Raw genomic sequence first — 15,633 nt, 5'->3', positions numbered from 1 at the left:
CGGGCTCCCTCCAGCACGTCCACTCGGAAGCCCTTCCGGAACGTCACGCGGTGCCCGCCTGGGGCGCCACCGCGTGTCCGCCCATCGCCACCTCCGGCCCTGGCCCGTCCGCGACGATCTCCCCGTCGCTCAGCCGGATGGCCCGGGGGCAGCGCGCGGCCAGCTTGGGCTCGTGCGTGACGAGCACCAGCGTGTGCCCCGCGCGGTGCAGCTGCTCGAAGAGCTTGACGATCTCCTCGCCGGTGGCCGAGTCCAGGTTGCCCGTGGGCTCGTCCGCCAGGAGCATGGACGGCTCCGACACCAGCGCCCGCGCGATGGCCACGCGCTGGCGCTGACCGCCCGACAGCTCATTGGGCCGGTGGTGCATGCGGTGCGTGAGCTGCACCTTGTCCAGCGCCGCCTTCGCCCGCTCGCGCCGCTCCTTCGCGCCCATGCCCCGGTACACCAGCGGCAGCTCCACGTTGGCGAGCGCCGTCTCCCGGGGGAGCAGCTGGAACGTCTGGAAGATGAAGCCGATCTCCACGTTGCGGATGACGGCCAGGTCGTCGTCGTCCATGCGCGACACGTCCTTGCCGTTGAGCATGTAGCGGCCGCTCGTGGGCGTATCCAGGCAGCCCAGCACGTTCATGAGCGTGCTCTTGCCGGAGCCGGACTGGCCGATGATGGCCACCCACTCCCCCCGCTGGATGCCAAAGGACACGCCGCGCAGCGCGCGCACCTCTTCACCGCCCACGAAGAAGGCCCGCGTGAGCCCCTCCACCTGGATGAGGGGGCCCGCGTCCGGTGCAGGGGCCGACGTCACGACTTGCCCTTCGCCGCGGCCTTCTCCGGCTCGCGCACCGCGTCCCCGTTGGACAGCTCCTTGGACAGCGTGCGGTAGGGGCCCTCCACCACGCGGTCCCCGACCTGCAGGCCCTCCAGCACCTCCAGCTCCGTGTCGGAGGCGATGCCGGTGCGCACGCGGCGCACCTGCGCCTTGTTGTCGTTGTCCACCACGAACACGACCTTGGCCAGGGACTCCGTGCGGCGCTTCGCGGTGAGCGACGTGCCCTCCACCGGCGCCTGGTAGTCCGGCAGCGAGCGCTCCGCGCGCACCGTGACGGCCTGGATGGGCACCAGCACCGCGTCGTTGTGCGTCTCCGCGCTGATGCGCGCCTCGGCGCTCATGCCGGGGAGCACGCCCGGCGGGCGCGCGTCCAGGGCGACGGTGATGGGGAAGCTCGTCACCTCGGCCTCCGTGCCGGGGTTCTTGATGGTCGCCTTCTGGGCGATCTCCACCACCGTGCCGGTGAAGGACTGGCCCTCCAGCGCGTCCAGCGTCACCTCCGCGGGCTGGCCGTACTTCAGGTGGACGACCTCGTGCTCACCCACCTCGAACTTCACCTCCATCTGGTTGAGCGCGGCGATGGTCATCACCACGTCCTCGGAGAAGTCGGAGCCGCGCACGCGCTCGCCCACTTCACGCGTCAGCTCAATCACGTTGCCGTCGATGGGGGACAGCAGCGTGGTGCGCGCCAGGTCCGTGGAGGCCTGCTCCAGCACGGCGCTGCTCTGGGCCACGCGCTGCTTGGCGGCCGCGAGGCGCGCCGCGGCGGTGTCCACCACCGCCTGGGACTGCTCCACCTCCGCGGCGGACGCGAGCCCCTTCTCCGCGAGCCCCTTCACGCGGGCCAGCTCCGCGCGCTGGCGCACGGTGTCCACCTCCGACACCTGGACCTCGGAGCGGGCCGCGTCGCGGGACGCGGTGGCCTGCTTCACGGCCGCCTCGTAGTAGCGCTTGTCGATCTGCCCCAGCACCTGCCCCTTGGTGATGGGGTCGCCGTCCTTCACCTTGAGGGCGACCAGGTCGCCGGAGAGGTTGGAGGAGATCTTCACGGTGGTGGCCGCCTGCACCTTGCCCGCGCCGGTGATGGTGCGGGTGATGGTGCCCTTGCGGGCCTTGGCCATCTGGACTTCCTGCGTCGGGGGGGGCCGGTCCCGCAGGCCGCCCACGGTGATGGCCACCGCTCCAAGCAACAGCGCGCCGGCGATTGCCGCCTTCCACCACGTCATTGTGAGTCTCCCGGGTTCAGCGTGCCCATGGCCCGGAACAGGGCATAGCGGGCGATTTCGACATCGATGCGGCTCTGGAGCAACACCAGCTCCGCCTGGGTCAACTTGAGCTGCGCGTCTCGCACGTCCAGCGTGGAGCCGGCGCCCGCGCGGAAGCGCTCCTCCGCCAGTGCCAGGCCCTGCTGGGCGACCGAGAGGTTGTCCGTCGCGAGCTTCGCGGAGGCAATCTGTCCTTCCAACACCTGGTGGGAGCGACGCACCTCCGCCTCCAGCTCCCGCGCCGTCTGCGCGAACGTCAGCTCCGCCTTGCGGATGTTGACCTGGGCGCGCGCGGACTGGGCGTCCGTGTTGAAGCCGTTGAACAGGTCCCACGTCAGCGTGACGGCGCCGTTGAAGACGTTGCCGTAGCCGGGCTCGCTGAAGAACGGGCCCAGGTCCTGGCTGGTGTGCGAGTAGCGCGCGGACAGGCCCACGCGGGGGATGTAGTCGCCCTGGACGATGGCCCGCTGGAGCTCCGCCACGCGCACGCGCTGCTGGAGCGCCTTGAGCAGGGCGCGGTGCTCGCGGGCCTGCTTGATGGCGTCATCCAGGGTGGGCGCCGGCGCGGGCTCCTGCTGGAACAGGCCGGGGTCCACCGCCTGGAGCAGCTCGGTGCCGGGGCGCGCCAGCCACACGGCCAGCTGCACCTGGTCCGCCACCAGCTGGTTCTGGCGCTGCACGACGTTGATGCGGTCGTTGCCCAGGTTGACCTGGGCGGCGATCTCCTCGGACTTGCCCACGCGACCCGCGGTGAAGAGGGCGCGCGCGCGCTCCAGTTGCACCTCGCTGCGCTGCGCGGTGGCGTTGAGCACGCCCAGCGAGGCCTGCGACAGGAAGAGGTTGAAGAAGCGGCGGATGGCCTCCAGCTCGGAGGTGTCCGACTCTTCAATGGACTGGTTGCGCGTGGCGTCCACGTTGACGCCCGCCTGCTCCAGCTGCTTCCAGAGGCCGCGGTTGTAGATGACCTGCGACATGCCCAGGGACGCGAAGTAGCTGTCCGCCGTGTTGGAGGTACTCACCACTTCGCGCGTGACGGTCTCCGTGTCGCTGATGGGGACGGAGAAGACCTGACGGCGGCGGCCCAGGTAGTCCAGGCTGGGGCCCAGGTTGAGCTGCACCTGCGGCAGGAGGCCGGAGCGCGCCACGCGCTGGTCCTCCTGGGCCACGGCGACATCCAGCGCGGCCTGGAGCGCCTGGGTATTCTTCCGGCCCAGCTGGCGCGTCTCCTCCAGCGTGATGGGCGTGGCGGTGAGCAGCGTCGCGACAACGAGGAAGGCGCTCACTGCGCACCTCCCGCCGGCAGGCCAATGAAGAAGACGCCCACGTACATGAGGTACATCACCCCGATGAGCACCAGCGCGCGCCCCAGGCGCATGCCGGTGGCGGTGGAGAAGCCCACTCCCAGCAGGCCCACGCTCCACAGGTTGAAGAAATCCACGCCCTTGAGCACGCGCTGCATCTTCGGCGACAGGCCGTCCAGCAGGGCCAGGCTGGAGGGCACGAGCCGCTCCGCGCGCAGGTCGGTGAGCGAGTGCTGGTAGCCCGCGCACACCGCGTAGATGAGGTGGTACAGCGCGATGGGCAGCAGCGCCACCGCGGCGGCGGTCATCAGCTGCCCGAAGGCCGCGGGCTTGTTGAAGAGCCAGGCCGCGACCCAGAGGATGCACGCGAGCAACAGCACCATCAGGGGCATCACGATGAGGCCCTTGGCGATGCCGCCCACCAGCGCCTTGCGCGACGCCGTTTGAATCTGCTCGGCGATGTCGGACTCGGACATGCTGGACGCGGTCGAGTCCGTGGGCAGGGTGCTCACGATGGAGGCGGTCGCGTCCCAGCGCAGCGCGTAGGTGGTGCCGGAGATGGCGACGCAGAAGGCGAGGATGAGGAGGGGCCACAGCCAACGCCGGGCCTCGACGGCGGCGCGCGTACCCCCAAGAGGGTCCACGAAGACACGCGCCGGTTGAACAAGGGAGGTCATAGGGATGGGGTCTCAGGGCGGATTACGCAGCCCTCCCGGAGTGATTGCCCGGTCCCTTGAATTGAGTCGGGAAACGGGCGGGCAGCCAAACGAAATCCGGCCGCGCCCCAAGGTTTACCCTGCCTTGCATCCATCCTGTAGCGGTCTGTAGCCTAAATTTTGCGGCGGGGCGGCGGACGGTGTATTCCGCTCGGCTGTACGCTTGCCGGAGCATGAATGGTCGACAGCACGGATCTCGCCCAGGTTCTCCATGAGGCGCATGACATCGCCCGCAGCGTCGCCCAGAAGCCCACGTCGGCCCACGTGTTGCTGGCGCTCTTCACGGTGGAGAACCGTGCCCAGCTCCTCCTGAAGGAGAAGGGCGTGGACGAGGACGCGCTGCTCCAGCTCATCACGGAGGCCCCGGCGGAGACGGGCAACGTGGTGCAGGAGCTGACCGCGCGCGCCCGCGAGCTGGCCAGCACCTTCCGGGCGGGCGAGGCGGACTGTCTGCACCTGCTCATCGCCATCATCCGCAAGCGCTGCGCCGCGAGCGACCTGCTGGGGCGGACGGGGCTGGACCTCATCTCCCTGTCCAACACGGCGCTCGCCTATTCCACCAGCGGCGGCCTGCCGCGCCGGCTCCAGCCGGGCTATGGCCAGGCGGTGGCCACGCGCGCGCCGGTGAGCCGTCCGGTGGGCGCGCCGCCGTCTCCCCTTCCCTCCTCCACGTTCGCGCTGAGCGTGCCGCGTCCGGCGCCGGCTCCGGTGATGACGCCCCCGGTGACGACCCCGCCGCCGGCCGCGCGCGCGACGCCCGCGCTGTCGCCGCGAGACCTCATCGACGTGGACGAGGACGACGTGACGCAGGATGCCGTCGCGGAAGCCCCTCCTCCGCCCATGCCGCGCATGGCGCCGCCCGCGCCCGCGGCCCCGGTCGCCCGCCCGACGCCGCCCGCCCCGCCTCCCGCGCCCGCGGTCAAGCCGTCCGCGCCTCCGCCGTCCCAGGCCAAGGGGCAGCCGCTGACGCTGGACGCCAAGGCGTTCCCGATGCTCACGTCGCTGGGCCGCAACCTGAGCCTGGCCGCCCGCGAGGGGAAGCTGGACCCGGTGGTGGGCCGCGCGCGGGAGGTCGAGGAGGTCATCGACATCCTGGGCAAGCGCCGCACCAACAACCCGTGCCTGCTGGGCGAGCCCGGCGTGGGCAAGACGGCGGTGGTGGAGGGCGTGGCGCAGCGCCTGATGGGCCTGCGCGGCACGCTGGCGGAGAAGATCCTCGTCGAGCTGGACATGGCCACGCTGGTGGCGGGCACGCAGCTGCGCGGCTCGTTCTCCGAGAAGCTCAACGCGCTGAAGGAAGAGGTGCGGCGGGCCGAGGGGCGCGTGGTGGTCTTCATCGATGAAATCCACACGCTGGTGGGCGCGGGCTCCACGGGCGAGGGCCCGCAGGACGCGGCCAACGAGCTGAAGACGGCGATGGCTCGCGGTGAGTTCCCCTGCATCGGGGCGACGACGCACGACGAGTACCGCAAGTTCATCGCGGCGGACCCGGCGCTGGAGCGGCGCTTCACGCCGGTGGTGGTGAACGAGCCGTCGGTGCCGGAGACGGTGCAGATCCTCCGGGGCATCATCGGGCGCTACGAGGAACACCACGCGCTGCGCTACCTGCCGGAGGCGCTGGAGGCGGCCGCGTCGCTGGCGAGCCGCTACGTGACGGACCGGTTCATGCCGGACAAGGCCATCAGCGTGGTGGACCTGGCGGGCAGCCGCTGCCACCGCGAGGGCAAGCACCGGGTGGACGCCGCGGACGTGGCGCGCGTGGTGGCGAAGCTGGCGGGCGTGCCGGAAGAGCGGCTCTTGATGAACGACTCCGCGCGGCTGCTCCGGCTGGAGAACGACCTGACGGAGCGCGTGATTGGCCACGGCGACGCGGTGGTGCGGATTGCCCGGGTCATCCGCCGCAACTACGCGGGCTTCGCGTCGCGCCGTCCCATGGGCAGCTTCCTCTTCCTGGGCCCCACGGGCGTGGGCAAGACGGAGATGGCGCGGGCGCTGGCGGAGGTGCTGTTCGGCAACCGGGACTCGCTGGTGCGCCTGGACATGAGCGAGATGTCCGAGTCCCACGGCGTGTCGCGCCTCATCGGTTCGCCCGCGGGCTACGTGGGCTTCGGTGAGGGCGGGCAGCTCACGGAGCCGGTGCGCCGCCGGCCGTCGTCGGTGGTGGTGCTGGACGAGATCGAGAAGGCGCACCGCGAGGTGCAGATGCTGCTGCTCCAGGTGCTGGAGGAGGGGCGGCTGACGGACGGCAAGGGCCGGCACATCGACTTCTCGAACACGGTCATCGTGATGACCACGAACCTGGGCGCGGAGGCGTTCAGCCGCACGGGCCGCGCGGTGGGCTTCGGCGCGGCGGACGCGGCCGAGGGCAAGGCGCTGGACATGGCGTCGGACACGGCGCGCAAGGCGCTGCCGCCGGAGCTGTGGAACCGCATCGATGAGCGGCTGCCGTTCCGCCCGCTGGCGGAGCAGGAGGTGGCGAAGATCGCCACGCTCATCCTGGCGGAGAGCAGCAAGCGGCTCGCGACGGAGCGCGGCATCGTCTACACGGCGGGCACGGACGTGGTGGGGCACCTGCTCAAGTCCGGCGGCTTCGACCCGATGCTGGGCGCGCGGCCGATGCGCCAGGTGGTGCAGCGGCTGGTGGAGGGCCCCCTGGCGGAGCGCATCCTCTCCGGCGAGTTCGGCGCGGGCGACCGCGTGCGCGTGGCCGTGCAGGCCGGCCAGCTCCAGTTCGCCCGGGACGCCGCCTGACGGTGGCGCGGCGAGGCCGGAGCAGCACCGTTCGCTCCGAGCCCGAGAATCCGGCGCGGCGAGGCCGGAGCAGCACCGTTCGCTCCGAGCCCGAGAATCCGGCGCGGCCTCGCACGGCGGGCTCGCGAAGCCGGCCGGCTCGCGATGCTTCGGCGCGTGCCCCGTTGGCTCGCGATGGCTCCGCTGCCCCGAGGGGCCGTCCCGCGCAGGGCGCGAAGAAGCCCGTGACGGTGAAGGCGCACCGAGTCCCGGTGGTCATCGTCGGCGCGGGCCGGCTGGGAGGCGCGCTCGCGTTGGCGCTGAAGGCGAAGCGCTGGCCCGTGCGCGTGTACTCGCGCGACGACGCGGGCCGGGAGCGCACCCAGGCCCTGGGCCTGAAGCCCGCGACCCCAGCGGACCTGAAGAAGGCTCGCGTCTGCGTGCTGTGCGTTCCGGACGCGGCGGTGCCCTCGGTATCCATGGCCCTCTCCCGCGAGCTGCCGCGCACGGTGGCGCTGGTGCACACCGCGGGCGCCCTGCCCCTCTCCGCGCTGGGCACGCAGCGGGGCCGCGCGGTGGGTTCCTTCCATCCACTCTGCGCCGTGTCCTCCGCGAGGGACTCGCTCGCGGGCCACACCGCCGCCATCAGCACGCGCTCCCCTGCCCTGCGCGCCGTGCTCCAGCGCATGGCGGAGGACGTGGGCTTCGCGATGTTCGACGTTCCAGAGGCGCACCGCGCGGCCTACCACGCGGGCGCGGTGCTGAGCGCCGGTGGACTGGTGGCCCTGGCGGACGCGGCGGTGGGCGCGCTGGGCGCGGCGGGCATCGATCCCGATGCGGCCTTGAAGGCCCTGCTGCCGCTGATGCGCTCGGCGCTGCGAGGCATCGAGGCGCGCGGCCTCTCGGGTGGACTCACCGGCCCCATCGTCCGGGGGGACGCGGGCGTCGTCGCGGCGCACCTCTCGGCGCTGCCTCCAGACATCGCACCGCTCTACGCGCAGCTCTCGCGGCGGGCCCTGCGGCTGGCCTCGGAGCGGCTCCGTCCGGAGCCCCGTGCCGCGCTGGAAGCCCTGCTCGCGAGGAAGTGACGGCGCGCGTCCCGGTCGCCCCGGACGCGCGCCCTTCCCACCGGACTAGGTGAGGATGATGCGCGGGCTCTGCAGCGCGCGCCGCACGATGGCCAGCGCCTGCTCGGAGGCGGCCTCGGCCTCCGTGAGGCGGCGCAGGCAGACGTCGCCGCCCACCGACACGGAGCGCTTCAGGTCCGCCAGCAGCGTCAGCGCCGCCTGCATCATCTCCTTGCTCTGCGGGGACTCCGCGGCCGGCTTGCCCGCCGCCTGGGACACGTGCGCCGTGAAGCGCTGCACCGCGTCCATGGTCGCGTTCGGGTCGTACTTCTCCAGCATCGGCTTCAGCCGGTCCGGGTTGATCCGGATGAGGCGCAGCGCGCCGACCTTCTGGAAGGCCGGGTGCACCAGGCCGATCTCCGACATCTCGAACGCGCCCAGCAGGCCCTCGTCCGGCGCGCGGTGCGAGTGCGGCACCACGTCCACGAAGAGCGCCAGCGGATCCGCGCCCTGCTTGAACGCCTCCAGCTCGTCGTCATCCAGCGGCGGGAAGCTCGCGGGCGCGCCGATGAACAGCAGCGGCAGCACCACGTCGTGCCAGAACTCCTCCGGCGCGGAGCCCGTGCCGCCCACCGTCGCCACCAGGTGCGTCAGCAGCTCCGCGAGCCGCGGGGCGCGCTCGGCCTGCTCCGCCAGCGTCTTGCCCTGCTCCATGCGCTGCAGCGACGTGACGATCTGCCCCTCGAACTGCTGGCGGGCCTCCGGCGGCAGCGGCGGCTGGGTGCGGCCCAGCGCGTCACGCACGTCGCGCGCCAGCGCGTCCGTCTTCGCCTCCAGCGCCTGCTTCGCCTTGGCCGGGTCCACCACGATGAACTGGAGGAAGCCGGGGTCGAACAGGCGCTGGTACTCCTGGGGACCCAGCCGCTGGGGCTGACCGCCGCCCAGGGCCTGCGCCGGGTTGGTGCCGAAGCGCGCCTGCCCCAGCGAGCGGCGGATGTCGGCGGCCAGGTCGTCCAGCCGCGTCAACTTGCCCTGCACCAGCGCGTCCATCACCGCCCCGAACGGGGACAGCATGATGATGGCCTCCGGGAAGCCCAGCGAGGCGCCTTCCGGCGAGTCCCGGTTGGGGAACCAGAACGCCTGGTGCTCGGAGATGAGGCGCAGCGCGAAGCCGCCCGCCAGGCCCAGCGCCGCTCCCTGGTGGTTCGGGTTGTTCGGGTCGAACCGGCCGCCCAGCAACTGGATGACCGACGTCTCCACGTCCGCCCACGGAGCCTTCGTCAGGTCGACCGGCGCGCCGCTGGCCTTCTCCAACGCGGCGGAAAGCTGGAGCTGCGCATTGTGGACGTGCTGCGGAACAGGGAGCCCCTGGGGCTCGGCGGGTTCGGTCATGGGAAGGTTCCTGTGAGGAATGCGACGCGTTCCCTTACCGTGAAAAACGCGTTCCTGACTACGAATTGTCATCGGTAGGATGCGTCGCCATGTCAGCTTCTCGCGGGCCTGCCCGCCAGCCCGCCATCCTCGCTTGTCTCCTGTTGCTGACATCGGGGTGTGCTTTCGTCGCACCCCGTTTTCCGCAGAACGTCCAGGCGTCGTTCGCCCGGGACGACATGCACAAGCTGACGACGCGGTCGATGGAGCTGTACTACCCGGCGCATCTGCGCGCGACGGCGCTGCGGATGGCCGCCCGGATGGAAGGCTGCGTGGAGCAGCTGCGCGGCGACGCGTGGAGCAAGGTCGAGCGCAAGCGGGTGCTCGTCTACCTGACGAGCGCGGACTTCAACAACGCGTACGTCCAGTCGGAGTTCGCCAGCACGCCGCAGCAGATGGTGCTGCCGCAGCACATGACGCTGGAGCAGTTCAACCTGCTGGGTCTGGGTGAGACGGACATCGGCGACGTGGCCTGTCACGAGTCCGTCCACTACGTGCAGATGCAGCAGGTGGGCGGGCTGTGGAACGTCCTGAACAAGGTCACGGGCGGCCTCTTCCAGCCCAACATCTTCACCGAGTCCTGGTTCCTGGAGGGCCTGGCCACCTACTACGAGGGCCGGCTGGGCAAGGACACGGGACGTCCCTACAGCCCGGTGTGGCGCGGCTGGTGGGAGGGCGCGGTGGTCGCCAAGAAGGGCGAGCTCAACGCGGGCTACCTCTCCCCTGAGAACCGCGCGCTGGATCCGTTCGGCGGCAACTACCTGAGCGGTATGAACTTCGTGGAGTACCTGGCGAAGACCTATGGCGAGAAGCGCCTGTGGAAGCTGGTGGAGGAACAGGGCAACTCGCTGTTCCCGCCCATCGCGGTGACGCTGCGGTTCAAGCGGGTGTACGGCAAGGACATCGGGTCGCTGTTCAGCGAGTTCGAGCAGAGCCTCCAGAAGAACCTCCAGGTGCGCGAGCGCCCCGCCACGCAGCAGGTGCTCGTGCGGGAGGCGGGCTACTTCTCGCGGCTCGTCGCGAACCCGGCCGACGGCAGCACGGCGCTGGTGAGCGTGGGCCGTGAAGCCATCACCCACCTCACCGTGCGCGAGCGCGACGGCCGCGAGCGCTTCAGCCGCGCGCTGGTGCAGCTGTTGCCGGGGCGCCGGTGGGTGGTGGCCAGCCCGTCGCTGGTCAGCGGCATGACGTTCAGCCGGGACGGCCAGTGGCTGTACCTGGTCAGCGCGGACATCGACGCGGTGGGCAGCTACACGGGGAAGCTGTGGCGGGTGGACGCGCGCACGGGCGACGTGGTGCGGCTGTGGGACGACCTGGTGGGCATGGGCGGCGACGTGACGGCGGACGGCCGGTCCTACGTGTTCGTTGAGGTGAACGGCGATGCGGCCAACCTCGTGCGGTTGGATCTGGAGAGCGGCCAGCGTGAGCGGCTGACGGACTTCAAGGCGCATACGGCGCTGGGCACGCCCGTGACCTCACCGGACGGTGGACGGTACGTGTTCCCCATGAACGGCGCGGAAGGCTGGGACCTGGTGCTGCGCGAGCCGGACGGTTCGCTGCGCTGGCTCACGCGGGATGGGCTGTTCAACTACTCGCCCCGGTGGCTGGACGACGATCACCTCGTCTTCCTGCGCGAGCACGAAGGCCGGCTCCAGGCGCACGTGATGACGGTGTCCACCCGGCGCATCGCCCGCGTCACCGACGCGCCAGTCCTGGTGATGGACGCGGCGCCCGTGGGCGGGGACGCCGTGGCCTTCCTCAACCGCGACGGCATCAACTTCACCGTGGACCGCGCGCCCCTCACGGAGGCCCTGGCCGAGCTGCGCGCGACGCCCGAGCCGCCGTCCACGAGCGTGGCGGCCGCACCGGCACCCGAGACAGCGACCACCCACACCGAGCCCCGGGGCACGGACGCGCAGGACGGCTTCGTCGCCTTCCCAGGCCAGCCCGCGCCCCCGACGGATGCCCCCACGCAGGCCGCTTCCGACGTCCCCGCGACCGCCGTGGCACCGCCGCCCCTGCCGGTGGATCCCGCCCATGACGTGGACGCGCCCGTGACGCCTCCGGCCGTCGTCGGCCACGCGGTGGACGTGCTGACGGACGAGCCCTACTCGCCGCTCGAAGGCTTCTTCATCCCGAACTACCGCGTCCCCTACTTCTACACGGTGCCCAACGACGTCGACGGAAACGACCCGTACTTCGCGGGTGGCATCTCCATCGCGGGCCAGGACCGGTTGGGCTTCAACGCCTACGCGCTCACGCTGACGTACGACATGAAGGAGAAGCAGCCCGGCGTGTCGTTCGCGTACGGTAACGCGCTGCTGTCGCCCTTCTACATCCAGGTCTCCGCGTCACGCCTGCGCGAGAACGAGCGCACGGACCTGCAGGCCACCGCGTTCGCGTCGCGCACGTTCTGGACGACCCCCGTGAGCTTCGGCGTGCTCGCGCTCGACCGCCGCTTCGACGCCACGGATCGCCGGCCGGCCATCACCACGCGCCTCATTGGACCGGAGGTCGCCGCGTCGTACTTCGCCGGAGAGGGCACGTCCTACGGCGGCACGCAGCGCGGCCTGGGCCTGTCCGTGAGCGGCGGCGTCTTCCCGAAGGCCTTCGCGCGTGAGTCCACCGTGGGAGACCTGCGCCTGGGCGTGGACGGCTATCTGGGCGGCCTGCCCTTCACCGGCAAGGACAACCTCCAGCTCTCCGTCGCGGGCCGCTTCCTGCCCGGCGCGCCTGACGGCCTTCTGGAGGTCGGCGGCATCCTCCCGGGCCAGGCCTTCTTCATCAACCGCGACAGCACCACCGACGGCGGCCTGCCGCTCCAGCTCCAGCCGGGCCTTGCCTTCAGCGAGTACCTGCGCGGCTACGAGGACCACACCTTCCGCGCGCGCAACGTGCTGCTCGCCAACGCGCGCTACCGCTACCGCTTCATCATCGACTACGGCTGGGCGTCCACGCTGTGGGTGCTGCCGTCCCTCTTCATCAGCCAGGTTGAGCTGGACGCGTTCGGTTCGCTCGCGCGCACGGACAACCGGGCCAACCACGCGGCGGTGGGCGGCTCCGCCACGCTGCGGCTCTCCGTGGGCCAAGCCTACGCGCTGTCGTTCTTCTACCAGTACGCCCACCGCTTCGATGACGGCTTTGGCGACCTGCACGTCATCGGGATGACCTTCTAGCGAGGCCCGCGCAGGCCATACAGGCCTTCATCGCGCGCCACCTGGAGCACCGCGGAGGGCACCAGCTCCGACGGCTCCAGGCCGCGCGCCAGCTGGTCGCGCACCTGCGTGGAGGACACCTCCGCCAGCGGCGGCCCCACCGTGTCCGGCGCCGGATAGCCCGCGCGGTAGAGCACCAGCACGCGCGCCATCCGCTGGATGCGGTCGAAGTCCTTCCACTGCGGCAGGTCCCTCAGGATGTCGCTGCCGATGATCAACGAGAACCGCGTGTCCGGGTGGCGCTCCACCAGGTACGCCAGCGTGTCCACCGTGCGCCCGCCGCCGCCCAGCTCGCGCTCCACCAGGCTCGTCTGGAGCCAGCCGGACGTCTCGCGGCAGAGCGCCTCGCACATACGCACGCGCGATTCGAAGGGCTCCAGCTGCTTGCCGAACGGATGGTGGAACGTGGGCATCAGCCACACCGCATCCACGCCCTGCGTCGCGTGGACGTAGGAGGCCGCCATCAGGTGGCCCACGTGCGGCGGGTTGAACGAGCCTCCGAGCAGCGCGACCTTCACGGCGGGCCTCTTATTTGACGGTGAGCTTCGTCGAGCGTGAATCGACCTGCAGCACCCGGGGCGGCAGCACCAGGTGTCCATCCAACCGGAACGCGGAGAAGCTCAGGTTGCGCTCCGCCTTCTCCAACAGGCCGCACGTCTGCTCCGCGGCCCCCACCAGCCGGCCCGGCGTCACGAAGTAGCGCGGGCCAATCTGCACCACCGCCGGCTCGGACTCCTTGCCGTGGATGAACACCTGCGCGTTGAGCAGGTCGTCCCGCACCAGGTCGTTCTTGTCGTGCACCACGCAGCAGAGCGTGTCCCCCACCAGGTCCATGGCCTTGTTGGCCACCGCGGGGTCCCGGTACGCCAGCGAGTCGCGATCCGGCACGCGCACGAAGCGCTCCATCACCAGCCGCCGGTCGTCCTCGGAGGCCAGGTCCGCGGGGGCCTCGCGGGACGCGGGCGTGCGCCCGAGTCCGTCCTGGGGCGCCACCAGCCACTGCGTCACGTCCGCCAGGAAGTCCGCGTCCGAGTACTCGCGCCCGCCCCGGCTCTTCTTGCGGCGCCACAGCACCCACTCATCCAGGTCCGTGTAGCGCGCGCCGCAGAAGAGGAAGCGCCGGGCGCCCTTCGCGCGCAGCAGCTCGTAGGCCGCGTCGAAGGCGTCCAGGTCGCCATGCGTATCGGAGAAGACACCAATCACGTGGAGGTCACCGCGAGGAAGCGTACAGCAGGGCGGGCTCGCGGCGCTTGCGGAAGGCCTCCGCCTGCGCCTCGAAGCCCTCCAGCATCCGGTCCAGGGACCACCCCTCCTCGATGCCGCGGCGCACCTGGTCGGTGCCGCACAGCAGGTCGAACGCGGGCACGTCCTCCACGAACTCGTACGCGTCCGCCCGCCAGGCGAAGTGCCCCGGCCCGATGTCGTGCAGCGCCTGGGTGATGGCGATGCCCGTGCGCAGCGGCTGGAACGACTTGCGGTCCGTGACGTGGATGAAGGCCCCGCTGCACGACTGGCCCGTGTACTTGTCGAACGTGGGGGTGAAGCCCACCGGACGGAAGGCCACGCCCGGCAGCCGCTCCTTGTCCAGCCGGGCCATCAGCTGATCCGTGTCCACCCACGGCGCGCCGAACTGCTCGAAGGGCCGGCAGGTGCCGCGGCCTTCGGACACGTTGGTGCCCTCGAGCTGGCACATGCCCGGGTACACCAGCGCCGTGTCCGCGGTGGGCATGTTGGGCGACGGCGGCAGGAACGGCAGGCCCGTGTCGCTCCAGTGCATGTCGCGCGTCCAGCCCTCGCACGGCACCACCGTGAGCTCGCAGCCGAAGCCCTCCTGCGCGTTGAACAGCCGCGCCAGCTCCCCCGCCGTCATGCCGTGGCGGTTGGGCAGCGCGTACAGCCCCACGAAGGAGCGGAACTTCTCCCCCACGAGGTTGCCCTCCAGCGTCACCCCATCCAGCGGGTTGGGCCGGTCCAGCACGTAGAACGGCACGCGGGCCTGGACCGCGGCCTTCATCGCCAGGGCCATGGTGTAGACGTAGGTGTAGTAGCGGCTGCCCACGTCCTGGATGTCGAACACCAGCGCGTCCAGCCCCTTCAGCCACTCCTGGCGCGGGGAGAGCGACTCGAAGGTGGAGCCGTAGAGGCTGTGCACCGGGACGCCCGTCTTGCGGTCGCGCGCCTCGTCCACGGCCACCATGTACTGGGCTTCACCCCGGATGCCGTGCTCCGGCCCGAAGAGCGCCGCCAGCGTCACGCCATCCGTCCCGGCCAGCAGATCCGCCAGGTGGCGGAAGCGCGAGTCCACGCTCGTGGGATTGACGATGGCGCCCACGCGCTTGCCCTTGAGCGCGGAGAACCCCTGCGCCGCCCATACATCCAGTCCCGTCTTCACCTTCGTCACGTTCGGTCGCCTCGTCCCGCGGCCTCGCGCGGGCGCAGGAAGGGTCAGTTCGCGGGGAGACGCTTGAGCGCGTCCGCCGCCGCCTGCTTCGAGTCACAGGTGCCCAGGCCGAGGAAGCCCCCGGCGGTCCCTTCGTTCGGGCCTCCGTCGTCGGCCAGGGATTCCAGCGCTCCGCGCGCGTCTTCCAGGCGCAGGCCGCCCACGGCCGTCGCCGCGCTGGAGCGCACGCCGCACTGCTCATGCTTCAGCAGGGAGATGAGCCGGGACGACGCACGGCCGTTGCCGTCCTTGCGCACCGCCGCCGCGTAGTGGACCACCGCGGCGCCCATGTTGCCCTGTGCCTCCTCCAGCCGCCCGCTGAGGTAGGCGCGCTGGTCCGCCTCCTCCAGCTTGATGAGCCGCTTCGCCTCGTTCACGCGCTGGGTCTTCTCCGTGCCGGTGGCGCCCTCCACGTCGCGGATGGCCCGCATCGTGGGGCCGCCTCCGTTGACGAGCAGCCCGCCGCCCAACAGCACCACCACCAGCCCCGCGCACGCGCCCCACCCGGCCACGGTGGACGACACCTTCGAGGTGATGGAGGACGGCAGCTTCGCGTACGCGCGCGCCCAGAGCGCATCCGTCGCGGTGCGCGCCTGTTTGCCCAGCACCGTGGCCGGGTGGGGCGCGTGCGCGGGGCTGGTG

11 protein-coding genes and 1 pseudogene are annotated in these 15,633 nt (G+C 71.3%); 3 read left to right on the top strand and 9 right to left on the bottom strand.

Translation table 11 applies throughout. The annotated features are described in order from the left end of the window. Positions 1-43 precede the first annotated feature (43 nt). From D7Y21_RS26410 to D7Y21_RS26395, 4 genes are read right to left on the bottom strand one after another with little or no spacing between them, the layout of a single operon-like run. On the bottom strand, positions 44-802 hold the full coding sequence (locus tag D7Y21_RS26410) for an ABC transporter ATP-binding protein (RefSeq protein ID WP_120562919.1): 759 nt from the start codon (positions 800-802) through the stop codon (positions 44-46). Continuing rightward, a complete protein-coding gene (locus tag D7Y21_RS26405) occupies positions 799-2,052 on the bottom strand; it encodes an efflux RND transporter periplasmic adaptor subunit (RefSeq protein WP_120562918.1) in 1,254 nt (417 codons plus the stop codon). The genes D7Y21_RS26410 and D7Y21_RS26405 overlap by 4 nt, the downstream gene beginning before the upstream one ends. Then, positions 2,049-3,374 (bottom strand): TolC family protein, encoded by a 1,326-nt coding sequence (locus D7Y21_RS26400; RefSeq protein WP_120562917.1) that lies wholly within the window; start codon positions 3,372-3,374, stop codon positions 2,049-2,051. Before D7Y21_RS26400 ends, D7Y21_RS26405 begins: the two co-directional genes overlap by 4 nt. Next, a complete protein-coding gene (locus D7Y21_RS26395) occupies positions 3,371-4,069 on the bottom strand; it encodes a YIP1 family protein (RefSeq protein ID WP_121716460.1) in 699 nt (232 codons plus the stop codon). The genes D7Y21_RS26400 and D7Y21_RS26395 overlap by 4 nt, the downstream gene beginning before the upstream one ends. Before the next feature lie 216 nt (positions 4,070-4,285). On the opposite strand from D7Y21_RS26395, the gene D7Y21_RS26390 reads away from it, so the two are divergent. After that, complete coding sequence (locus D7Y21_RS26390) at positions 4,286-6,859, top strand: AAA family ATPase (protein WP_121716458.1); 2,574 nt, start codon at positions 4,286-4,288, stop codon at positions 6,857-6,859. Between the two features lie 230 nt (positions 6,860-7,089). Next, on the top strand, positions 7,090-7,926 hold the full coding sequence (locus tag D7Y21_RS26385; RefSeq protein WP_121716479.1) for a Rossmann-like and DUF2520 domain-containing protein: 837 nt from the start codon (positions 7,090-7,092) through the stop codon (positions 7,924-7,926). A gap of 45 nt (positions 7,927-7,971) precedes the next feature. On the opposite strand, the gene D7Y21_RS26380 is transcribed toward D7Y21_RS26385, so the two are convergent. Continuing rightward, a complete protein-coding gene (locus D7Y21_RS26380) occupies positions 7,972-9,297 on the bottom strand; it encodes a hypothetical protein (protein WP_120562914.1) in 1,326 nt (441 codons plus the stop codon). 89 nt (positions 9,298-9,386) lie between these two features. Between D7Y21_RS26380 and D7Y21_RS26375 the strand changes: the two genes are divergently transcribed. Continuing rightward, complete coding sequence (locus D7Y21_RS26375) at positions 9,387-12,512, top strand: hypothetical protein (protein WP_121716456.1); 3,126 nt, start codon at positions 9,387-9,389, stop codon at positions 12,510-12,512. On the opposite strand, the gene nadD is transcribed toward D7Y21_RS26375, so the two are convergent. The 4 genes and pseudogenes from nadD to D7Y21_RS26355 form a co-directional block, all read right to left on the bottom strand. Further along, positions 12,509-13,069: a nicotinate (nicotinamide) nucleotide adenylyltransferase gene (nadD, locus tag D7Y21_RS26370; RefSeq protein WP_121716454.1), complete on the bottom strand. Its 561-nt coding sequence runs from the start codon at positions 13,067-13,069 to the stop codon at positions 12,509-12,511. The genes D7Y21_RS26375 and nadD overlap by 4 nt on opposite strands. Before the next feature lie 10 nt (positions 13,070-13,079). Further along, on the bottom strand, positions 13,080-13,754 hold the full coding sequence (locus tag D7Y21_RS26365; protein ID WP_120562911.1) for a hypothetical protein: 675 nt from the start codon (positions 13,752-13,754) through the stop codon (positions 13,080-13,082). A 7-nt stretch (positions 13,755-13,761) separates the two neighbouring features. Beyond that, on the bottom strand, positions 13,762-14,952 hold the full coding sequence (locus D7Y21_RS26360; RefSeq protein ID WP_121716452.1) for an exo-beta-N-acetylmuramidase NamZ domain-containing protein: 1,191 nt from the start codon (positions 14,950-14,952) through the stop codon (positions 13,762-13,764). A 44-nt stretch (positions 14,953-14,996) separates the two neighbouring features. Beyond that, positions 14,997-15,633, bottom strand: a pseudogene (locus tag D7Y21_RS26355) (adenylate/guanylate cyclase domain-containing protein); the annotation flags it as partial.

This window comes from Corallococcus sp. AB045 (assembly GCF_003668895.1).
Classification (GTDB): domain Bacteria; phylum Myxococcota; class Myxococcia; order Myxococcales; family Myxococcaceae; genus Corallococcus; species Corallococcus coralloides.
This window is presented reverse-complemented; position numbering and strand designations above follow the sequence as displayed.